A 20,094-nucleotide genomic window follows, 5' to 3' on the forward strand; every position below is an offset into this window, starting at 1 on the left:
TCAATTTCCAATTTCCAGGGTTAGAAATTATTCTTTGTATTCCAGGATATCTCCCGGCTGGCATTCGAGGATTTTACAGATGGCTTCCAGGGTATCGAACCGAACACCTTTCGCTTTTCCTGTTTTCAGGATGGACAGATTCACGGGGGTGATGCCTAATTTTTCTGCCAGTTCTTTACTCTGCATTTTTCTTTTGGCAAGCATTACATCTAAGTTGACTATAATCGGCATGTTATATAAATAGGTCTTGTTCGTTTTGCAAATGTAGCCCTTGCTTAAAGATATTCGCAAGAAACAGGCAGAAAATTCCAAGCATAAAGTGAATAAACACCAGACCCCAGATCATACTTTCCACTTCCACAAAGAAACTCGCGATAATCACTATGGGAAGCGGGACGAAAATATTATACAGGTAAAATCTCTTAAGCTGAAGGATATTTCCCCTTGTAAACAGTTTGTCCTGGAAAAATACCTTAAAAACTTTAGCGGAAAGCCAGAAAAAAATTCCATAGGAAACTAAAACCAGTAAGAAAGAGAAAATAATGTAGGAATAATTATTTTCAATATTCAAATAAGGCTGTTCCGTAAAGGGATAGTTAATGTGAATAAATTTCCCATCTTTATAAGGAGTAACAGAAAAACCTGTAGACAGGCATAATCCTGAATATACACCTGTAATAAGATACCCACCCGAAAGGATAAGACAGATGTAATACAGAATCTTCGAAATAATTTTAGTCTGGTTCATGGCAATAAACATAAGTTGATATTGCAAATGTATAATTAATTATCGTAAAACAATAATTAATTTAAATAAAATTTTATCTTGAAAAGGAGTTCTAATAAAATAATAGCGAGGAAAGATTGTCCTGAAGGCTGTTTTTAATTAACTTTAAATAAGAAAATAAGAGCATGGCTTATAATATTGAATTGGCAGACAGGGTAAGGGAATGGCTTGCTGCTGTAGAACATATTGAGGTTGAAGAGAAAAAAATGTTCAGTGGTCTGGCTTTTCTGGTCAACGGAAAAATGTGCATCAACATCAGCCATGATAATCTGATGTGCCGCTATAACCCGGAACTGGAAGAGGAGGTTTCAGAGAAAGCAGGTTTTCTCCCCATGATTATGAGAGGAAAGCAGCTTAAAGAGTATTGTTATGTGGAACCGATCGGTTTTCAGAAGCCTGATGATTTTGAATATTGGATGAAAATCTGTCTTGAATATAATCCACTGGCTAAATCTTCAAAGAAAAAGTGAGGAATTTTTTCACTATTTAACCTGGGTTGGGAGAAAGGAAGCTGGGAGTTGGAAGAGGGAAGTTATGAAGGTCATAATGAATGACACTTTTTTAGTTAATTTAATGCCCACCTTTGGTATTATAACCAAAAAGCTGTTTAACCTTTTTTATTAAACCACAAAAGGCACAAAAGTCTTATTTTAAACACTTTAGGAGTTGATTTTTATTCTTTTGAGAACTTTTATCATCTCTAATATCCGTGCAAATAACTTTTGTTCCTTTTGTGGTTAAGCTTAAAATGAGTTTAGCAGACTTATTTTATACTTTTAATGTCCTGCTAAAAAGTTTAAACAAGTTTCAAAAGTAACTTCCAGCCTCCCTCTTCCAGCTTCCAGCTGTTATTGATATAACTTCTCTCTGATTTCTATTAAAATATCCGTTGTTTTTTCTAGGTCCGGAAAGTCGGGTAGACCGGATGTTAAATAATAATGCTCAATAGATATGATCAGATTTTCTGTTTTCTGCATCACGCTTTCATAGGATTGATTTCCAGCTTTGATGTCCAGAAGCTCATCCCGGTTATCTACCCGGATCTTTACCGTTCCGGTTTTAAAGATATGCTCGCAGGACTGTAGAAGTCGGATGGTATGCATCATGTTTTTACTGTCATAATTCTGTCCGTGCTGCTGATTAACGTTGTAACGGTCTTCATTCCGTTCGGAAACCCATTTCCAGTATTCCCTGTAATCTTTGCAGTAAGTAGAGTAGGAGTCCAGATTGCAGAAGAGGTAAGCTTTAGGATTTTCACCTTTCGGAACGGATGAAAGAGAAACCTGGTTGGCTTCTTCATGCTGGATAATTCCTTTATAGCCCAAATTACCGGATTCATCATAGAACAGGGCGTGCATTCCTTTGGTATTTCCGATATTGGTCAGTCCGCAGTTTTCCTGAAGCAGATGGTTTTCCGCAAGCCATTTTTTCAAGGGAACAGAGCCTTCTCCTTCAAGAATGAAGCAGAAATCGAGAATGGATTTTCTTTCTTTTTCAATAGGATTAAGAATCTTTTTATTGAGCCCTTTCGCCTTTTTGATCTGTGAAATAGCGTAACCTGCAAAGGTGTCTTTGCATAATTTAGAGAGGAAGTCTTCAGACCGAAGCGCGTTCATCAGCGGATCTTTATGCAGAATACAATCTTCAGGCGTTGCCAGAATTTCCAGAATATTGGGATTGTTTTTTTGAAGCAGCTCTACAAACCTTCCGATTTCATAATACGTAATATCATTGGTTTCATTGGAAATCTGCGGAATATAATTCAACCCGAAAAAATCTTTTTTCGGTAAATAATAAACACCCCGGATGTCTGTGTCGGAGTTTTCGGTGGCCAATCCGAAGGCGCGGCTTCCGGAAATGGTTTCAAGGAGAATAAGGTTTTTATTTTTCAGATCCTGAATAGTCATGATGGTGTTTAAGGATTTTTTGTTCAAAGAAAACTCTTTGCTCTTTAGGAAGCTCGTAAAGGGCGGAGTTGTTTTTATTAATGATTACTTCTCTGTAAAGAAGAGCATATGCTTCTAATATCGCCATTTCTGGGATCTTTTCAATATTTTTAGCTGTGAATGCTAGTAAATATATCAATTCATCTACTTTTAGACTGTTTGAATAGCTCAGGATATTGGTGATCCAGGTCGTAAGAATTTCATTCAGGTCACCTGTTTGAATATCCTCCTCAATGGTAGCAGAAAGTAAGAAAAATATTTTGAAATGCGGCCTTCTGGTTAATTTTGAATAAATCTCAATTCTTTCTTTTATAGACAGTGATTTTATATAATTCAGATACTCGGAGGTGAATTTCTTTTCTTCTCCGTTCCATAAATCATAAACCAGTTCAAGGATCAGGTACTTATATTCATTTGAGTAGCTGTTGAATTCTAAATCAATGATATGGTTTACAATAGGTTCTGCTTCTGATTTTTTATTGTTTTCAAATAAACTTTTTGCCATTGCTGTTCTCGCCATAACATATTCATGACTCATTATTCCATGTTTTTTGTACATGGTTTCTGTTAATTCAATGGCTTTCTGTAATAATGGGTAATCATCAGTAGTGAAAAATAAGTTGAGCAAAGAATTGGTAAATCCTGTATAATAGTTATATATGCTTGTTGAATTCAAAGCAATAAAAGACTTTTTATTAACGTTAACTTTTCTGAAATAACTGATTGCTTTTTCGTACTTATGGGCGTTGTGTAAATAGATGGCAATAAGGAGGTTCAATTCATCCCTGTTTTCAGACAGGTTGGTAAAATAAACTTCTTCAGCTTTCTTGAAATCTTCTCTCTGAATTAATTCTGCAAGCTCATTAAAAATAGCATCCAGCTTTTCCTGTTTTATATTCAATGCTTTATGAATAGCTTCGATTTCGTATAAAATATTTTTCTGATCTTTTTCATTGCAGTGCTGGAGAAGTTCATTAAACTTTTTGCTCCTTTTGTCAAGCTCTTCAATATTGTAGTAATACGCCAGGAAATCTATAAATAAAGAAGTGATTCCCTCTTTGTGTTCTCCAACTTCAATGCTGATCCTGAGTAAAGGTTCGGTGATGTCATAAAACTTATTGCGCCTGTCGGCAGGATCGGGAATGGCATCAACCAGTTTTTTTCTGGAGAGTTCACTTAGCTGCTTGCTTAACGATTTTTGTTCTATAAAACAGTTTTTTGATATTTCGGTTCCTTTTTGGGGACGCCGGGATAATGCGATGTACCGTAAAATTTTCTGCTGCTGGGGTGGAAGATACCGGATATAAGTTTCATAATAGGGTTTCAGATCATTGATGGTTTTAATGAAATTTTCTGATACTTTGGCCAGGGTGTCAGCTTTAAGGAAATGATAAAAAGTAACCAGCAGACGGTGGTTGCCTTTCACCAGATCAAAGATGGCACGAACCTGAGGCTTTCCTTTTGTTTTTAAATGGTTGATAAGAGGTTGGTCTTTCTCTATTTCAGCTAAAGAAAGTAAAAAAGAATAAGCTTCTTCGAAAGACAAGTTTTTAAGATAGTACAAGGTGAAAAAACCGTAAAACGGACGGTCCTCTCTGTCGAAATCATCACTAATGGACTGGCTGGTGGCTATGATATTGATGTTATCATTTTCATAAAGCCATGCTCTTAACCTGCCTTGTTCTTCACTGCCCATCTGTTCCAGAATATCCCCGAAATTTTCAGCAAGAATAAGAAGTGGCTTTTGAGCTGTAAATGTTTTGATGATATTTTCAAGATAGCTTAATTGTCTGGAAGCTGCTGTGTTCTGCAATATTTCCAGTTCTTTTTGGAGGTAAACCTGATCTTCTTCATACCATTTAATAAAGGAATTTAAGATTCTCAGCAGAAAGTCAAAAAAATTGTCTACCCCGTATTCTTCTTCGGCAAAATAGGCCGTCTTAAGCTTTCCTTCCTTTACATAATGCTGTATCCTGGAGTGTAAAACGCTCATCAGGTGGGTTTTCCCCATTCCCCGCTGTCCTATAATAAGCCAGAACTGATTATTGTTATTCTTTACAATCGCATCGACTTTATTTTCGAAAAAATCGGCTGCTGCGGCTCTTCCGGTAAGCAGTTGTTCCAGTATTTCAGGATTTACACTTTTCGCTCCGAATGAAAGTACCGTATTTATGCTTTGTTTATTCTCCACCATTCTTTGAAAATTTTATATTTGAAACTGTATGTTCTCCCATCGCTGCCTGCTGTTTTAATAAAGTAGTGATCCTCCGTCAGGATTTCCAGAATATTTTTAATTTTTTCATCTTCAGCATCTATCTGGGTAATAATTTCTGATTCTGAAACAGGATGGTCTGCTCTGGAAATAAGTGAAAGGACTTTACTCATCAGCTTTGAATCGTCTTTATAATAGATCACAAGACGTTCTGTAAGCTGTTTAAATGCTTTTTGATAGGAAGCATCATTTAAAATCAAGTGATGGAACTTTCGTATATTGTCTTCATTCACCTCAAGATTGAACTCCGACTGAATGATAAGAAACAGATGAGCGATATAAAAAGGAAGTCCGTCACATAATTCATGGATCAACTTAAAGATTTTCGCTTTTTTTCCTGTATCAATCGTATATCCGGACAAAAGATAACATTCCATTAAGAACGAGGATTCTTCTTCTGAAAAAGAAGTTACATTGAACTCTCTCATGTCATTGGTGGGCTCTCCCGTATAATTTAATGTTCTCCTTAAAGTCTGTAATATTACTTTAATGCCAATAGAACCACAATACACAAATCTTAAGCCTTTGTTTTCCAATTCCTGTCTTCGTTCTCTGAGAATATCAAGAAATTCAGTAACTTCTGCATGTCTTCCTGCCTGATACCATTCCCACAGCATGATGGGTAATTCATCCAATATCAGAATAAGCTTGCTGTTATCTTTCTGTAAATTTTCCCCCACATTTTCTAAGGTCTGAAAAAAGATTTTCTTCCAGCTTCTTTGATATTCCGGCAGATTAACCGAAAATTCAGCTCCATAAACATCAACTTTGATGGAACTTACCAGTTTGGCTATAAATTCTCCGGTTTTGGCCAGGTCTATCTTATACCATTTTTTGAAACCATTGAAGCCTTGTATCAGTTTATCTATAACCTCGCCCAGATTTTGCTGTCCCTGCAGAGAAAAATAAATGGCTTTGAAGTTTTCCTTTTTAAATTGGTCAGGAACCTTATTGTGGTTACACAGATAAACCAGTTTTTTAAGAAGAAGGGTTTTGCCCATTCTTCTCATTTCCTCCAGAGTGATACTTTGTACACTTAAGGCTCTGAGAATATTATAGATCTCTTTTTCTCTGCCTATAATCTGCTCGTCTTTTAAAGTCCCTGTTGAAGGAGTAAGAGGAAAAAATTCTTTCATGATATGGATGTTTGGTATCAGAAAGGTACGATAAATTTATCATACGACAAAATTATCGTACGATAATTTCATCTTATAATTTTTGAATGAAAATATGAATGGTTATGAGCCGTAGATGACAACTATTCTTCCCTTATTTCTTTTTTATTAATGAGTTTTATTTCACCACTGGCTATTTTTTTACTAATGCTTGTGAAAAAAGGATTTCTTCCTTCCTGCCATTTTCCATCCCGGAATATCAGGCTGAAATATTTATATTCTGCTGTGGTATCAGCATTAAAACTGATGTGTAATGTATCTCTTTCCTGAGCGGTATATTCAAAATCGAAAATATTTTCCGTATTTAACTTTGATATGATATTTTCCGCAGAAATCCCATTTTCAAAATCTTTGACAGGTATCACGATCTTTCCCCGCCTCATGGATTCTTTTGAACCTATATACCTGCTTAAAGTCCAGATGTAAATATTTTTTACTTCATCAATACTGCCCTCAATACAGGTGCAGAATTTTATTTCATTGCCGGATGCACACATAGCAGTTTAATTTAAAAAATAAGGTGAAAACTCAATTCCCTGGATGCAACCCGCTATAGGAAGCACATTATCACCATTCATCGTTACTTCATATTGATCACAGGTTAGCTGAGAAACCTTCTGGTACCAGCTTTTCTGATATTCCTTTCCGATAGCTTCTGTTTTGATGAGGCAGTGCAGTCCGCCATGGGTTTTGATAAATGTAAGACAATCCGCATTGATGACATTTTCTATATCAGCTCTGAATTGATCAATAACCTTCTGATGATCCCCGGTTCTGAAATCAATATCCAGGTCAAAGAAAACCTTCCTTGATGTGGAGGTCTGGATGAGGTTTAAAGACAGGGTATGAGGATTGATGGCATTATCATTACGGATCAGCCTTTCGGAAATTTCCCGCATCAGAAGCAGGGAAGCTTTATGAAGATCCCTTGGATTCGGGGTAATGTATACGGCAAGATTATCCTGTGAAACCCCAACTCCGCCGGATTCATACAGACCGAGAGGAAGTTCAAGCTGTCTGATTTTATGAAAAAGCATTTCTTTGGTTGCCGTAAAACGTTTTAGCTGGGCTTTATCTGCTTTCAGTCCTGTTTCCGGATTGTATTTTTTCCGGGCCAGAAGTTGTACATAATAGTGTTCATTAGGTTTCAGATCCGGAAGCCATTCAATAAATTCTCTTAATTTTTCTTCGTTACAGATGATTTTATAGTTCATGAGTTGATTAGTTTTTTGCATAAAGTTTTCACTTAAAAATAGGTAAAGTGCTTCGTGTAAAAAGCTCCGGAAAATCTTAATTTTCCAGAGCCTTAATATAATGAAATACTTTATCACTCCATCCATTGATCTCTGCGGTCCAGTTTCCTGTTTTTATACCGTGGGTATGGGTTGAAATATCAATGATATATGAATTTTTATAAGCCGATGTATCCGGCTTTCTGTCCAGTCCGTAATGCGCATCGATATCCTGGCTATCAGAGATCACCACCAGCCTTTCTGCATCTTTTGCATATCCTTTTTCTTTCAGCCATTCACATAACTGATAGGTAAAGATGCCACCTCCGCCTAATTCCTGGTGAATCTGCTGATAGCTGTTGAAAAGTCCAAGACCTTTACCATTGCTCCACAGCATATGCTTTCCTTTTCTATTACCATCGTTTCCGGCGGTGAATACTAGGATCATATCTTCAAAAATATAAGAACCTGCGGCTGCCATGGTAAAAGCAAGATCCATTCTTGAAAATTTAGACTGGGAAGAAGTGACCTGTCCCATACTTCCGGAAACATCAATCGCCAGGATGGTTGTTCCTTGAATTTTTTCCTGGGCAAAACAGTTTTTCATGGCTTCATCAATATCAGCCGTGAAATCCGGAGCATTTTTCTGGGCAGACAGAAAGTTCAGCGGAGTAAGCCAGCTGCTGTTGACCTGTGATATCACTGTTTTTATAATCTGTCTCGAAACTCCTGCTTCGGCCATATTTCTCAGGTTTCTCAGAATTGCGAGGGAACCCAGACTTTTTTCACCTATCATTCTCTCAAATGTTTCTTTTTTATCAGCACCCTGAGAAAGGGCTGCTTCCCATGTATTGGCAGGCTGTAAAGTATCTTCGATAAGTGCTTTCAGAGCATGCTCATTTCGGGAAGTTGGCTTTGGATGTACCAGATTGACAACGTCTACCAGGGATAACTCCAGGTTGCTTTTTTTATATTTGGCGATCTGGTATTCATCATATTGATCAAAAGCTTTGGCCAGACCTTTTTTAATGGATTTAGACATTTTATATGAACCATTTCTTGCCTTTAGCATCTGAAGAAGATCCATAGTCATATCCGGACGGTTGGCAATTTTAGCCACAGCATCTTTTACGGGAACTCCGTGAATTTCATGAGCAAGAATAAGCAGCCATAGAGGAGTATGTCTCAGTTTCTGTTCGAAACGGCATTCCAGAGCCAGCTCAATGATCTGTTCTCCGTCTACTCTGTAACACAGATCCTCAATCTGATTCATGATCTCATCGGCAGACTGATAATAATCTGATTCGAAAAGCATATTGGCAAGGGTTACTCTTCTCAACAGCTCGTAATCAGAATATTTTCCTGCTGTATCAGTAAGTTTTCCGGCAATAATACCAGATTCGAATCCTGTTTTTCTTGTGTTAAATTTTGACATACCATTAGTTTTTGCATTCATAAAAAAGAAGCGGTTAAACATTGATTAAGGTGTTTTTTTGGGAATCGAAGTAACCTTAATCTCACACCGCTTCATCATCAGGAAGACCGGCCGGATTCGAACCGGCGACCCACGGCTTACGAAGCGAAGTAACTTTATCATCACACCCATTTCACGGGTTAAAATTTAATAAAGTATGTTTACGTTGCTCTACCCAACTGAGCTACGGCCTTCCTTATTGATGATGCAAAGTAAAGAGGGTAATGCGCAATGTTTTTGCGTAATGAAAAATGTTTGAAATTTTTTCAAAAAATATTTGCTTTAACCGAAATTCAATTGATAATTGATAAAAGAAAAATACCTGTTGTTACTAGGATTTGAGGGCAGCTAGCATGGAAACCACCAGTGCATAAAAAAGATCCTGTTGTTTTTAAAAAATAAATTAAGATGCCCGTCTGAAATTCCTTCATGGTCTTCCCTGAGTTGTATCACCTGGAATTTACCTTCTTCATACACATCCAGTGTGCCGATATTTCTGATGGCATTAGGAAAAATGGGCTTCAGATCGTTAAGAGTTGTCCGGGCATCAATTTTAATGCCTTTGTACAGGATATAATTTCCATTAAGAAACCTGAATTCATCTACCGCAACTTTATTTTGAGTGTTTTCAAAACGGGAACCGTTTTTATAGAGATACCGGTCGTTCATATCTTTGCTTCCGTCAGGGTTTTCAAAAATATAGGTGCAGGGTGCTTCTTCAGACATCAGTTTAATGCTGTCTGCCTTTCCAAATACTTTTTCAAAATCATTGAGGGAAAAGAATCTTTTCAGCTTACCGTTGAAGAGAATATCATCTTCCTGCATAACTTCATTCAGGCTGTCTTTTGGAATTTTTGTAGTTGCAGGAACTGCAGATACTGTTGAGTCTTTTTTAGCCACTGTTTTCTGGTGTGGGGCGGTAAGTTGGAGATCTTTTTTATTCCCTTCCTTTCCGATACAGGATAAAAGCAGGGTAAAGATCCATAGAATGGAAAGGTATTTCATATTTATATTTTCCACTAAAATACAAAAGGACCGGATAAAAGGAAACCATTAAGATCATGAATCCGTTAAAAATTAAAATCGCTGCTGTTACAGCATATTTATTGACTTAAAACGTTCATTTCTCTTAATGGTTTTTTCTAATGTTTAATACTGCTTTCCACAATCACCTCCAGGGCTTTTTCTGCATCACAGGCATATAAACCGGAACACCAGGCGGGATTCGCTTCAATGAGAGCCCAGCCTTTTCCCTGAATGATTCCAAAGTCCAGAACAACCGCTTTGGGAAGGGTAGAGGCGTATTGTCTGATGAATTTCTCAAAAAATGAGAACATTTCCTGCTCTTCTGTTTCAGAAAGCGGATTGGTATCAAAAGTATTATTCCTCCAATAGGACGAATGGGTTTTTATTTTCCCGTTCAATACAAAGCATCGCACTTCAAGTTCCCATTCCACCACTTCCGAAATAAAGACGGTACTTTCAGGGTCAACGGTGTCAAAACCCTTGATATCAGTTATTTTATCATAAACCCCTGCTTTAAAGCTTTTAAAATCTGCACATTTGATGAAAATGTTTTCCAGATCTGTAAAGTCTTTCAGCCGGCCGTAGGAAATTTTCCGTTGGGTAAATTCTTCTGAAATATGAACCATCCAGTCATCATCCGGTTTGGTAAGGGTCAGTCCGCACTGCCCGGCAACAATCTCTGCATAAATATCTTCTCCGTATACGCCAATGACATCAGAACGGAATTCTTCCGGAACCTTCCATTGGGCATTAAACCGGTTCAGTTCATAAGGAGAGTTGAGGGATGCTTTTTTCAGATTGTTGCTGTCTTCCGTGTACATGGGAGAAAGCGCGATTATATTTTTCATGGTATTAAGTTTTCTGATTTTAATGATGAAATCAATTCATGGCGGGCATTTTCTGAAAGACTGTCAATGTAAATAGACCATCCTTCGGGAAAAAGCCGGGCATGAACCAGATTCAGACTGTTTTTCCAAAGATAATGATAGCTATCGGAGCATTCTTCAATTTCTTCATAATCTGAAAAATATTCTGAAATCATATGAATGTCACAGGTGATCTCATAGGCCAGAGCTGGAAGATATTTATAATACCTGAATTCCTCCCAAAAAGCCTGATGTTCTATGAGAACTTCAAAGCTGTCTGAGTAAAAAAAGAAATCATAAGATTCACATCCGCAGTCTCTAAATGTAACCTTTCCACTTTCGGAAAGATAGATATCATCACCAATCGCAAATAAGACTTCATCATCCCAATAATAAGTATTCACTCCTTTGTGTTCTTTGATTTGTTTGGAAGTAAAGATACTCATGGTAACTCCTTCAATGGTAACCCCTGAAAAGTTTTCATTAAACCTGAGGATTTCCGAAGGATTTTTAACAGGGTATACTGATAAATGCTTTTCAATCAGCTTTCTGTCAATACAGAGTTCATTTTTCCTTTCGGTCTTCTTCAGAAAATTTAAGGCTCTGTGTGATAATTCTTTCATTATTTTTAATCAAATTAGGAGGTTCCTTCCTGATTCCGGACTTTTCGGATAACTTCTTCAAGCGACTGGTAATCCTGAAGCTCTTCATATCTGATTCCGGCAGTCGTTCTGTATAAGGTATTTAAACCCGGATAATCCTGCCCGACCTGTCCTGTCAGTTCAGTGGTAAGAACAAGATTTTGGAAATCGAAATCAAGCGTAATAATCAGTTCTTCACCAGAATCTTTGAATTCTCTGTAACATTGATTGATGAAACCCGAATCTTGAATAGTGTTATCAAAACAGTCTTCTTTCAGGTTAAATTCATACCTCATCTCATCCAGTAAATCCTGAAGTGGGGCTAAATCTACTTCTTTGCCATGTACTTCCTGATACCGATTTATAACATGTTCAATAAATTTCTCAGTGAAAAATATTTCAAGGTGATCGTTATCAAAATGCCAGAACGGACTGTAATAATAATGATCTTTTGGAAGATTGAAACGTACCAGAGAGTCAATAGCAGATGGAGGAACTACCAATCCGAATTCCTCTTTTAAAACTCTGCATTGTTCAATAAAAGGATGAGGTGGTTCGGATTCTTTTTTTCTCCGGACATTTTGAGTTTCCTCGCTCATATTTTTAAACCATTGAAATAATTTCATTGTTTTTTATTTAATAGGATTGGTTATTCCTGGCAGATGAGTGTTCCTTTATAATGGTTTCACCAACTGTTCCATAATAATTCAGGACTTCATAGGTAATTGTAATGCCATTAATATCCAGATCCTCAGACATACCATGATAGCTTCCTCCTCTATATCCTTTTTTATCACTGGTCATAATCATATATTCAGCACCGCCGCAATCAGCATAGGTTTCGATTCCTATCATAAGGTAGTCCTGGTTTCTTTCCAGTTCTTCATAGCATTGATCGATGAAAGAAATATCCATATGATCTGCTGCAAACCTGTTCTCTTTAAGGATAAATTCATAATGGGCTTCATCCAGAATTTCCTGTAGATGGGCATAATCAGCTTGCTCGCCATGAATTTCCGTATATCTTTTTACAGCATACAAAATAAATTCTTTGGTATAAAATACCCTTTCATAAATCTCATTATCCCAAAGACATTTGTACCTGAAATTGTTTTCTGATACCTTATGCCGGGTAAAAAATGAAATATAAACATCAGGAACAATCAATCCATATTCCTCTCTGAGGTATTTACATCTTTCAATAAAAGGATGTGGTGGTACATTGTCGTTATTTTTTCCTGTCTGAATTCCAGATCCTGTATTGTTATTTTTCATTGCTTTTTCTTTTCTGAACCATTGAAATAGTTTCATGTTACCTTATTTTTAGTATTTCTCTGAAAACCCTTTCCATTTCACTCTTATCTGCTTTTCCTCCAGCCAGGTTTTTGGATCTTTCCTCATTTTCAAGAATTGTTTTTTCCAGAAATCCGAAGAGTTCCCAATCGTTCGGATGGTAATAGGATTCTCCTTTTGTCGCTTTTAAAGAAACAAGATTTTCTATTTTTCTTCGGGTGTGATCGTCAGTGAGAACCAGCAGATTACTGAACAGAACCGGAGGAACCGTTCCTCTTTCTATGATCCATTTTCCTGTAAGCGCAGTTCTCAGACAGTAAAAATAGCTTTTCAGTTTTACTTCATCACTTCTGCACGCTTCCAGATACTTTTTGCTCATGCTCAGGTAATGATAGGAAACCGCTATCGGAGAAAAACAGGCATCGGCCAAAGGTCTGAATAATTCTACAAACTTTCTGTTCTCTTTATACACGATCGGAGAATAAAACCAGCTCAGTAAAGCCGCATTCGACTTCAACAGCAGATGAAATGTCTTTCTGAGGTCCCAGCCGGAACCATCCAGATCATCTTCGGTCATAAATTCTATAGTTTCATCTTTATCCCATGGTGAAAGGTACCAATCTTTTTCATGACGGTAGATAAAGCGGATGTCATAATCGCTGTCCGGAGAGGCAAAACCCCAGGCCCTGCTTCCTGATTCTACAGCCAGAAGTACTTCCACACTGCGTTCTTCCTCTATTTCTTTTATTTTTTCTAGTATTTTAGGTGTCATTATTTTTAATTTTATGGCAAAGTAAAGAGGAGAGTGCGTAGTCTTTTTGCGCAGGCGGAAAATGATAGGTAATAGGTAATAGGTAATAGGTAATAGGTAATAGGTGCAGGCAGCCGGTCTATAAAATCTTATCATTTAAATCTTAATGTCTATCATCTCTTCGTCTATTCTCTTTTTTCTTTTTTTTCAAAACAAAAGCTCATCATATTTACCCCAAAACCTCCCCAATTTCACTAATATTGCACTTTCACGAATAAATCCAACTTTATACTTATGTTAGCCACCGAACTTCAGCATAAAATAGACTTCAAAACAAAACCATTAGGAGCATTGGGACATCTGGAATCTCTTGCTCATAAAATAGGAATGGTTCAGAAAACTATTTCACCTCAGCTTTTACATCCGCACATGGTTGTTTTTGCTGCGGATCACGGCATTGCTTCGGCAGGAGTGAGTGCCTATCCGCAGGAAGTAACGTATCAGATGGTGATGAATTTTCTGAGCGGCGGGGCTGCTATCAATGTATTTTGCCGACACCAGGGAATAGAGATCAAGATTGTGGATGCCGGAGTGAATTTCGATTTTCCGGAAGGGCTTGAACTGATCGATAAAAAGGTAAGAAAATCCAGCCGTAATATGCTTGAAGAGCCAGCTATGACAAAAGAAGAATATCTCCAGGCTCTGGAAAACGGAAGAGCCGTGGTATTGGAAATTGCTGAAACGGGCTGTAATATCATTGGTTTCGGAGAAATGGGAATAGGGAATACTTCTGCATCTTCATTGATGATGAGCAGGCTTTTTGATCTTCCCGCAGCGGATTGTATAGGAAGAGGAACCGGGCTTGATGATGAACAGCTTCAACGTAAAATCAATATTTTATCCGAAGTTTTACAGCAATATGCTCATATTCAAACGGCTGATGAGGTGGCACAGACTTTTGGCGGACTTGAAATTGTACAGATGATGGGAGCTGTGGAAGAAGCCTTTCAACAGAATATGCTTATCATGGTGGACGGCTTTATCGCCAGTATGGCTGTAGCAGCAGTCTCGAAAAAGAATCCTGAGATCCTGAAAAACTGTATCTTCTGTCATGTCAGTGATGAAAATGCCCATCAGAAGCTTCTTGAACTTTTGGAGCAGAAGGCACTGTTAAATCTTAACCTGCGTTTGGGAGAAGGAACAGGCTGTGCACTGGCTTATCCATTGATACAAAGTGCCGTGAATTTTCTGAATGAAATGTCAAGTTTTGAAGATGCTCATGTTTCAAATAAAGAATAAATGAAAGCGGTAAAAAACGAACTGATCTATTTTGCAACGGCCCTGATGTTCTTTACGAGAATTCCGGTTCCGTTCAAGATTCCGTATTCCGGGGAAATTATGAACCAGTCGCAGAAATATTTTGCCTGGGTAGGGCTGCTGGTCGGGCTTATTAATGCTGTTGTCCTCTATCTTTCCTATCATATTTTTAACCTGGATATTGCCATTGTCCTGATGATGATTTCCAGTGTTCTGCTTACCGGAGCTTTCCATGAAGACGGTTTTACGGATGTCTGTGACAGTTTCGGAGGCGGCTACGGAAAAGAAAAGATCCTCACCATTATGAAAGACAGTAGGGTAGGAGCTTATGGGGCAGTAGGAATTATACTGTTATTTTCTCTGAAGTTTTTTAGTATCAAAGCATTGGGAAACATGGATCTGATCCCGACATTCAGCATTATTGTTCTTGCTCATACGGCCAGCCGCTTTATTTCAGGAACGATGATCTATACCCACCAATATGTGACGGATATTGATGTCAGCAAATCAAAACCGTTGGCCAACAGGCCTTTGAATGGAATATCTTTATTGGTGAGCTTTTTCAGTGTATTAGTGGCTTTTGCCCTGATTCCGGATCCCCGTCTGATTGTGGCATTCGTATTGGCATATATTGGAAAAATCTGTATGGGCTGGTATTTTAAGAAACACATCGGCGGTTATACAGGAGACTGCCTTGGATCTGTACAGCAAGTGAGTGAAGTTTTGTTTTACCTTGGAACAATGATTGTATGGAAATTCATCTGATCCGCCATACCGCAGTAGAAAATCCGTCGAACTTATGTTATGGATTTGCAGAAATGCCTTTAAAGGAAAACTATATTGAAGATTTTAAGAATCTGAAGCTGGAGCGAAACTTTGACAGGGTGATTTCAAGTCCTTCCCAGCGGTGTACCCTTTTAGCAGAGTATCTTCAGATGAATTATACCACAGATGAAAGACTGCGCGAAATGAATTTCGGAACCTGGGAAATGAAACCGTGGACAGAAATTCCGGAAGAAGAGATCAATCCCTGGTATGAAGATTTTATTCACGTAAAAGCTTCACAAGGTGAAAATCTTCTGGAAATGCAGTCTCGTGTTATCAATTTCTGGAATGAACTTGCCGCTGTTGAAGATAGAGATAAGATCCTTTTGATAACCCATGCAGGCGTAATACGGCTCATCCTGCAGGTAATTCTTCTGTTCCCGTTAGATAATATGTTTAAATTGCAGATCGGCTACGGAAAGAGAACCGTTATTGAGGTGAAAGACGGATACTTTTCTGTAAAAGGACTGAATTTGTAGGAGTAAAACAGTCAGGAAAATTTGTAAGAATTTAAGCCTGTAATTAATAAAAATAAAGGGTATTACTTATTGCTCATTATTCATTACTTATAATTTATACCGTCAGCAGAAAAAAAGAGGCTGTTCAATATATGACAACCTCTTTTCAACAATTTTAAATTTTAACTACCTTTGTTTAAGCAGTAATCTGTTTGGGTTCCTTTGGTTTTTCCCCTTCTTTTTTATCAAATCTCTCTGATATTTTCTTTACAATATATTCTATAGCAATCGGAGCTATAATAGCAATCAGGGCTTTAAATATTCTTGATTTCATAGTGTTATTTTATAGGTAAGTAAATACAATTTCTAAGCCATTTTTTATTTTCCCTGAGATCGGCTTTGTAGGGCAGGGCTTTTATTGGGCTTAATGGTTTCTCACAGATTACCCCAGATGACACAGATCTTAATCCATATTTTATTCGCTCGCTTATTGTGCAGATGGCGTATTTGCTGTAGAAATTTAGGCTAAAGCCAAAGGATTGGGTTTTTATTATTTAGGCGGACTAAAGTCCACCTCTATTGAATATATTCTACAGCTTTTTTCTCTCGCAAATTTTGCAGATTCTTTTGACACAGACTTTTTATGGAGATGAGCACACCGAAAATCTTTGATTTTCTTGCGCCTTAAAAACATCATGATAGTTTAAAAACCTTGCGAAAATCCCAAAAAATAAACCTTACAAATCCTTAAAAGGAACTATAAGGTTTAATAGTAAGGTCAATCCGCTGAGAAAATAATTGCAGATTCAAAGCTTATCCGTTTTAATCCGGAATATCCAGATTTTTATAATTTCCATATCCGGCTTTAAACTTTTCCTCCATTCTCAACCTCAGCTTCCGGGGTTTATGAACAATCAGAGATTCTCCGAAACCCAGCAGCAGTCTTTCCAGCTCAAAGTTAATCTGAACACAAATTTTAAATAATGTGCCCTCTTCTGTTTCGCTGATGATTTCCTGACTCTTGTGCAGAGGCTTGGTCTTTATATAAGGAGAATTGGAAGAGTCGACGAAGAAAATGACGTTTTTAGGAGCCATACCTTCAGAAACTGTCACTCCTACAATATCTTTAAAATATTCATCACCGTCCAGATCTTTATCAATATAAGGCAGATCTTCTTCCGGGGTTATTTTTTCCATTCTGTCCAAAGCAAGGTTATATATTTTGCCTTTATGGATGCAGATGAGGAACCATCGGTTGTTAAACTCTTTCAATAACTGCGGATGTACAAGGTAACTGCTGGATTCCTTTGCTGTGAAACTGCGGTACAGAATATTTAAAACTTTTTTATTGGCAATGCTTTCGTAAAGAATATCAATATGTTCCAGACCTTTCAGCTGTTCATTTTTATCAAGATGGATAATGGATTTCTGGCTGGTGGAATGAATCGAATCTTCCAGTTTCTGAATCACCCCGTTCATCTCTTTGAACATTGAAAAATCTTTGAACTGCTTCAGGATCTGTATGGCATTGTTCATGGCTTTCAGATCACTTTCGTTCACTGAAATATTATGAATACTGTACTCAGGATCGCTGTAACGGTAATATTTCCTTTCATATACCTCAATTGGCGCTTCATATCCGAATTTCTCACTGCGCATATTCTGAAGGTCGAGCTGAACAGTACGTCTGCTTACATAAGATTCTTTCCCCTCAAACTCAAAAAGGGCTTCGGAACATTCGTCGATAAGATCTTCCAGAGTGTATTTCCGGTACTTGTTTTTTAAACATTTATCCAGCGTTTTATAGCGGATCAGTGCGTTTTTATTGGATGACATGGTTGTACGTTTTTAAAAGGGTGAGTGAGAATTTATCTTATCATTACTTCTCTTTCAGGGCTTCTCCTTCAAAGACAATTCCGTCCCATCCATATTCCATAAAGTTTCTGATGTTCTGGTGGTCCGTTCCTTCGGGATTTTTTAAAACATCCTCTCTGTAGAATTCTGCAAAAAGTGGAAGAGTTTGTTCTTTGGATAGTTTCTGAAGTTTTGCAAAACTGAAAACTTTGCACGAACCGTTGTTCTGTCCGGCCTCATTCATTGTGTTTCCGTTTTTAAATGCAGTAGGAGTAAAATCATAATGCTCGTCAATATAAGCGATAACTTCTTTGAACTGAATAGACTCTGGGTTGTTTTTTACTATTTCTGATAACATGCATATTTTTTTTCAAAAATAATTAAATTTTTTCATCTGCGCACAACTATTGCGTACTTGTGTTGTTACTTTGCATCATCAAAATGACCTTGTAGCTTAAAAGGAAAAGCCTACGGAAAAATTTACGTATTCGTAGAGTTTGAGGATATTCCGGTTAGACCTGCGCGGACTAATGGGTAGAGTTTACAGATGCACCGAAATTTTCAGAAAAGTAGGGAAGCGTATTTACAGCCTCAATGCCAATCGGGAATGTGAGTTCGAATCTCACCAGGGTTACATAGAAATGAATAACAATAAATTGTAGCAGCTTTGCCTGAATAGGATAATAAAACCAGAAATGAAGACAGATAAGGCTCTGAAAAATTAAAAACCAAATAAAATGAATACAATTACAGGAAACGAACTGATTGAATTAGGGTATAGACCAGCAAAATGGTTTAAAGAGGCCATTGCTTATATCAATGAAAATAATCTGGATGAAACCCAGACCAAACAATATCTGGAACAGTTTAAGCAGCCAGACCTGATTCCGCTTCATGATGCACCGAAAGATTTTGTGATCAATATCAGAGCAGAACATGAAAGTGAAAACGATAATGTAGAAAAAGTAATCAAAACCATGAATGTGCTGATGAAAACCCCTACATTAATGGCAGGAGCTATTATGCCGGATGCCTGTCCTACAGGTCCTGAAGGCCAGATTCCGGTGGGTGGAGTGGTTGTCGCTAAAAACGCGATCCATCCAGGATTCCATAGCGCGGATATCTGTTGTTCGGTGATGCTTACAGATTTTGGAAAAGCTGACCCTAAAGAAGTGCTGGATGCCGCGCATTCCGTGACGCATTTCGGATATGGAGGAAGAGCGAGAGGAGAGCAGATGCCGATGTCTCAGGAACTAATGGATGCTTTCAGAGAAAATGAATTCTTAAATGATGAAAAACTCATCAGTATCGCCCGTTCTCATATGGGAACACAGGGTGACGGAAACCATTTCCTGTTCGTTGGAATTTCTAAAAATACCGGAAATACAATGTTGGTTACCCACCACGGATCAAGAGCTCCGGGGGCTGCATTATATGATAAAGGAATGAAGGTGGCCAACCGTTTCAGACAGGAAATTTCTCCTGAAACCCTAAGAGAAAATGCATGGATTCCTTACGATACCGAAGAAGGTAAAGAATATTGGGAAGCCCTGCAGCTGATCAGAAAATGGACGAAGGAAAACCATACTTCCATTCATGATGCAATTTTGAACAAACTGGAAACAGAAAAAGAAAACAGATACTGGAATGAGCATAATTTCGTTTTCAGGGATGGAGACCTGTTTTATCATGCTAAAGGAGCTACTCCGCTGGATGATAAATTCATGCCGGATATTACAGGACCAAGATTGATTCCACTAAATATGGCAGAACCGGTATTGATTGTTCAGGGAAAAACCAATGAAAGAAACCTTGGATTTGCCCCGCATGGAGCCGGAAGAAATTTCAGCAGAAGCCAGCATAAAAGGTCCCTTGCCCATAAGACAACAGAAGAAATCTTTGAGGAAGAAACCAAAGGACTTGATATCCGTTTCTTCTCTAATGAAATTGATATTTCCGAGTTGCCAAGTGCCTATAAAAGTGCTAAAAACGTAAGAGCACAGATCGAGGAATACGAATTGTGTGAAGTACTGGATGAGGTGATGCCGTACGGATGTATCATGGCAGGGGATGTCGGTAAAAATGCGCCCTGGAAGAATAAAAAGAAATATAGAAAAGCATAGACTTATAGATCAGTAAATGATATTACCATGTAAACCTTATGGGTCCTTTTATGG

At 37.8% G+C, this 20,094-nt stretch carries 22 protein-coding genes and 1 tRNA gene; 5 read left to right on the top strand and 18 right to left on the bottom strand.

Translation table 11 applies throughout. The annotated features are described in order from the left end of the window. Positions 1 to 27: 27 nt before the first annotated feature. Positions 28 to 231, bottom strand: a complete 204-nt coding sequence (locus J2Y40_RS00650) for a helix-turn-helix transcriptional regulator (protein ID WP_045494476.1) — start codon at positions 229 to 231, stop codon at positions 28 to 30. 1 nt (position 232) lies between these two features. After that, positions 233 to 748, bottom strand: a complete 516-nt coding sequence (locus tag J2Y40_RS00655) for a DUF2975 domain-containing protein (RefSeq protein WP_309995818.1) — start codon at positions 746 to 748, stop codon at positions 233 to 235. Between the two features lie 164 nt (positions 749 to 912). On the opposite strand from J2Y40_RS00655, the gene J2Y40_RS00660 reads away from it, so the two are divergent. Continuing rightward, the gene (locus J2Y40_RS00660; RefSeq protein WP_153394485.1) at positions 913 to 1,257 is read left to right on the top strand and encodes a TfoX/Sxy family protein; all 345 of its coding nucleotides are present in this window, start codon (positions 913 to 915) and stop codon (positions 1,255 to 1,257) included. 378 nt (positions 1,258 to 1,635) lie between these two features. On the opposite strand, the gene J2Y40_RS00665 is transcribed toward J2Y40_RS00660, so the two are convergent. From J2Y40_RS00665 to J2Y40_RS00725, 13 genes are all read right to left on the bottom strand, one after another. Beyond that, positions 1,636 to 2,694 (bottom strand): DNA polymerase beta superfamily protein, encoded by a 1,059-nt coding sequence (locus J2Y40_RS00665; RefSeq protein WP_309995822.1) that lies wholly within the window; start codon positions 2,692 to 2,694, stop codon positions 1,636 to 1,638. Beyond that, positions 2,669 to 4,927: a MarR family transcriptional regulator gene (locus tag J2Y40_RS00670; RefSeq protein ID WP_309995825.1), complete on the bottom strand. Its 2,259-nt coding sequence runs from the start codon at positions 4,925 to 4,927 to the stop codon at positions 2,669 to 2,671. The genes J2Y40_RS00665 and J2Y40_RS00670 overlap by 26 nt, the downstream gene beginning before the upstream one ends. Further along, a complete protein-coding gene (locus tag J2Y40_RS00675; RefSeq protein WP_309995827.1) occupies positions 4,903 to 6,141 on the bottom strand; it encodes a hypothetical protein in 1,239 nt (412 codons plus the stop codon). Before J2Y40_RS00675 ends, J2Y40_RS00670 begins: the two co-directional genes overlap by 25 nt. Positions 6,142 to 6,263: 122 nt before the next feature. Further along, complete coding sequence (locus tag J2Y40_RS00680; RefSeq protein ID WP_309995831.1) at positions 6,264 to 6,677, bottom strand: hypothetical protein; 414 nt, start codon at positions 6,675 to 6,677, stop codon at positions 6,264 to 6,266. Between the two features lie 6 nt (positions 6,678 to 6,683). Next, positions 6,684 to 7,394 carry a hypothetical protein gene (locus J2Y40_RS00685; protein WP_309995834.1) on the bottom strand — a complete coding sequence of 237 codons (711 nt, stop codon included), beginning with the start codon at positions 7,392 to 7,394 and terminating at the stop codon, positions 6,684 to 6,686. A 76-nt stretch (positions 7,395 to 7,470) separates the two neighbouring features. Further along, entirely contained in the window at positions 7,471 to 8,847 is a 1,377-nt protein-coding gene (locus tag J2Y40_RS00690) for a TROVE domain-containing protein (protein WP_309995837.1), read from the bottom strand. A 102-nt stretch (positions 8,848 to 8,949) separates the two neighbouring features. Beyond that, a tRNA-OTHER gene (locus J2Y40_RS00695) sits at positions 8,950 to 9,080 on the bottom strand. 154 nt (positions 9,081 to 9,234) lie between these two features. Continuing rightward, positions 9,235 to 9,891 carry a hypothetical protein gene (locus J2Y40_RS00700; RefSeq protein ID WP_309995840.1) on the bottom strand — a complete coding sequence of 219 codons (657 nt, stop codon included), beginning with the start codon at positions 9,889 to 9,891 and terminating at the stop codon, positions 9,235 to 9,237. Between the two features lie 137 nt (positions 9,892 to 10,028). Further along, positions 10,029 to 10,760 carry an ATP-grasp domain-containing protein gene (locus tag J2Y40_RS00705; protein WP_153394469.1) on the bottom strand — a complete coding sequence of 244 codons (732 nt, stop codon included), beginning with the start codon at positions 10,758 to 10,760 and terminating at the stop codon, positions 10,029 to 10,031. Beyond that, on the bottom strand, positions 10,757 to 11,401 hold the full coding sequence (locus J2Y40_RS00710) for a hypothetical protein (protein ID WP_309995845.1): 645 nt from the start codon (positions 11,399 to 11,401) through the stop codon (positions 10,757 to 10,759). The genes J2Y40_RS00705 and J2Y40_RS00710 overlap by 4 nt, the downstream gene beginning before the upstream one ends. 14 nt (positions 11,402 to 11,415) lie before the next feature. Next, positions 11,416 to 12,045, bottom strand: a complete 630-nt coding sequence (locus tag J2Y40_RS00715; RefSeq protein ID WP_309995848.1) for a hypothetical protein — start codon at positions 12,043 to 12,045, stop codon at positions 11,416 to 11,418. Positions 12,046 to 12,055: 10 nt separating this feature from the next. Then, positions 12,056 to 12,730, bottom strand: coding sequence for a hypothetical protein (locus J2Y40_RS00720; RefSeq protein WP_153394464.1), 675 nt, complete (start codon positions 12,728 to 12,730; stop codon positions 12,056 to 12,058). A gap of 1 nt (position 12,731) precedes the next feature. Beyond that, entirely contained in the window at positions 12,732 to 13,484 is a 753-nt protein-coding gene (locus J2Y40_RS00725) for a nucleotidyltransferase domain-containing protein (protein ID WP_309995853.1), read from the bottom strand. Positions 13,485 to 13,757: 273 nt separating this feature from the next. Between J2Y40_RS00725 and cobT the strand changes: the two genes are divergently transcribed. The 3 genes from cobT to cobC are packed head-to-tail and all read left to right on the top strand — an operon-like array spanning position 13,758 to position 16,084. After that, positions 13,758 to 14,762, top strand: a complete 1,005-nt coding sequence (cobT, locus tag J2Y40_RS00730) for a nicotinate-nucleotide--dimethylbenzimidazole phosphoribosyltransferase (RefSeq protein WP_309995857.1) — start codon at positions 13,758 to 13,760, stop codon at positions 14,760 to 14,762. Next, positions 14,763 to 15,545: an adenosylcobinamide-GDP ribazoletransferase gene (locus J2Y40_RS00735; RefSeq protein ID WP_153394458.1), complete on the top strand. Its 783-nt coding sequence runs from the start codon at positions 14,763 to 14,765 to the stop codon at positions 15,543 to 15,545. Further along, positions 15,530 to 16,084, top strand: a complete 555-nt coding sequence (cobC, locus tag J2Y40_RS00740) for an alpha-ribazole phosphatase (RefSeq protein ID WP_153394456.1) — start codon at positions 15,530 to 15,532, stop codon at positions 16,082 to 16,084. The genes J2Y40_RS00735 and cobC overlap by 16 nt, the downstream gene beginning before the upstream one ends. 175 nt (positions 16,085 to 16,259) lie before the next feature. On the opposite strand, the gene J2Y40_RS00745 is transcribed toward cobC, so the two are convergent. The 3 genes from J2Y40_RS00745 to J2Y40_RS00755 form a co-directional block, all read right to left on the bottom strand. Beyond that, positions 16,260 to 16,397, bottom strand: a complete 138-nt coding sequence (locus tag J2Y40_RS00745) for a hypothetical protein (protein WP_185151952.1) — start codon at positions 16,395 to 16,397, stop codon at positions 16,260 to 16,262. A 488-nt stretch (positions 16,398 to 16,885) separates the two neighbouring features. Further along, complete coding sequence (locus J2Y40_RS00750) at positions 16,886 to 17,899, bottom strand: YafY family protein (protein ID WP_153394454.1); 1,014 nt, start codon at positions 17,897 to 17,899, stop codon at positions 16,886 to 16,888. 43 nt (positions 17,900 to 17,942) lie between these two features. Beyond that, positions 17,943 to 18,275, bottom strand: a complete 333-nt coding sequence (locus J2Y40_RS00755) for a HopJ type III effector protein (protein ID WP_309995862.1) — start codon at positions 18,273 to 18,275, stop codon at positions 17,943 to 17,945. A 379-nt stretch (positions 18,276 to 18,654) separates the two neighbouring features. Between J2Y40_RS00755 and J2Y40_RS00760 the strand changes: the two genes are divergently transcribed. Next, positions 18,655 to 20,040, top strand: a complete 1,386-nt coding sequence (locus tag J2Y40_RS00760; protein WP_309995865.1) for an RtcB family protein — start codon at positions 18,655 to 18,657, stop codon at positions 20,038 to 20,040. Positions 20,041 to 20,094 lie beyond the last annotated feature (54 nt).

It is taken from the genome of Chryseobacterium sp. 2987, assembly GCF_031456375.1.
GTDB lineage: Bacteria > Bacteroidota > Bacteroidia > Flavobacteriales > Weeksellaceae > Chryseobacterium > Chryseobacterium vaccae.

Excerpts from the sequence above, each read along its gene's own strand:
- cobC (WP_153394456.1), top strand. The coding sequence starts at position 15,530 with ATGGAAATTCATCTGATCCGCCATACCGCAGTAGAAAATCCGTCGAAC.
- J2Y40_RS00670 (WP_309995825.1), bottom strand. The coding sequence starts at position 4,927 with ATGGTGGAGAATAAACAAAGCATAAATACGGTACTTTCATTCGGAGCG.
- J2Y40_RS00650 (WP_045494476.1), bottom strand. The coding sequence starts at position 231 with ATGCCGATTATAGTCAACTTAGATGTAATGCTTGCCAAAAGAAAAATG.
- J2Y40_RS00755 (WP_309995862.1), bottom strand. The coding sequence starts at position 18,275 with ATGTTATCAGAAATAGTAAAAAACAACCCAGAGTCTATTCAGTTCAAA.
- J2Y40_RS00710 (WP_309995845.1), bottom strand. The coding sequence starts at position 11,401 with ATGAAAGAATTATCACACAGAGCCTTAAATTTTCTGAAGAAGACCGAA.
- J2Y40_RS00685 (WP_309995834.1), bottom strand. The coding sequence starts at position 7,394 with ATGAACTATAAAATCATCTGTAACGAAGAAAAATTAAGAGAATTTATT.
- J2Y40_RS00665 (WP_309995822.1), bottom strand. The coding sequence starts at position 2,694 with ATGACTATTCAGGATCTGAAAAATAAAAACCTTATTCTCCTTGAAACC.
- J2Y40_RS00760 (WP_309995865.1), top strand. The coding sequence starts at position 18,655 with ATGAATACAATTACAGGAAACGAACTGATTGAATTAGGGTATAGACCA.
- J2Y40_RS00720 (WP_153394464.1), bottom strand. The coding sequence starts at position 12,730 with ATGAAACTATTTCAATGGTTCAGAAAAGAAAAAGCAATGAAAAATAAC.
- J2Y40_RS00700 (WP_309995840.1), bottom strand. The coding sequence starts at position 9,891 with ATGAAATACCTTTCCATTCTATGGATCTTTACCCTGCTTTTATCCTGT.
- J2Y40_RS00745 (WP_185151952.1), bottom strand. The coding sequence starts at position 16,397 with ATGAAATCAAGAATATTTAAAGCCCTGATTGCTATTATAGCTCCGATT.
- J2Y40_RS00655 (WP_309995818.1), bottom strand. The coding sequence starts at position 748 with ATGAACCAGACTAAAATTATTTCGAAGATTCTGTATTACATCTGTCTT.
- J2Y40_RS00690 (WP_309995837.1), bottom strand. The coding sequence starts at position 8,847 with ATGTCAAAATTTAACACAAGAAAAACAGGATTCGAATCTGGTATTATT.
- J2Y40_RS00705 (WP_153394469.1), bottom strand. The coding sequence starts at position 10,760 with ATGAAAAATATAATCGCGCTTTCTCCCATGTACACGGAAGACAGCAAC.
- J2Y40_RS00725 (WP_309995853.1), bottom strand. The coding sequence starts at position 13,484 with ATGACACCTAAAATACTAGAAAAAATAAAAGAAATAGAGGAAGAACGC.
- J2Y40_RS00660 (WP_153394485.1), top strand. The coding sequence starts at position 913 with ATGGCTTATAATATTGAATTGGCAGACAGGGTAAGGGAATGGCTTGCT.
- J2Y40_RS00680 (WP_309995831.1), bottom strand. The coding sequence starts at position 6,677 with ATGTGTGCATCCGGCAATGAAATAAAATTCTGCACCTGTATTGAGGGC.
- cobT (WP_309995857.1), top strand. The coding sequence starts at position 13,758 with ATGTTAGCCACCGAACTTCAGCATAAAATAGACTTCAAAACAAAACCA.
- J2Y40_RS00735 (WP_153394458.1), top strand. The coding sequence starts at position 14,763 with ATGAAAGCGGTAAAAAACGAACTGATCTATTTTGCAACGGCCCTGATG.
- J2Y40_RS00750 (WP_153394454.1), bottom strand. The coding sequence starts at position 17,899 with ATGTCATCCAATAAAAACGCACTGATCCGCTATAAAACGCTGGATAAA.
- J2Y40_RS00715 (WP_309995848.1), bottom strand. The coding sequence starts at position 12,045 with ATGAAATTATTTCAATGGTTTAAAAATATGAGCGAGGAAACTCAAAAT.
- J2Y40_RS00675 (WP_309995827.1), bottom strand. The coding sequence starts at position 6,141 with ATGAAAGAATTTTTTCCTCTTACTCCTTCAACAGGGACTTTAAAAGAC.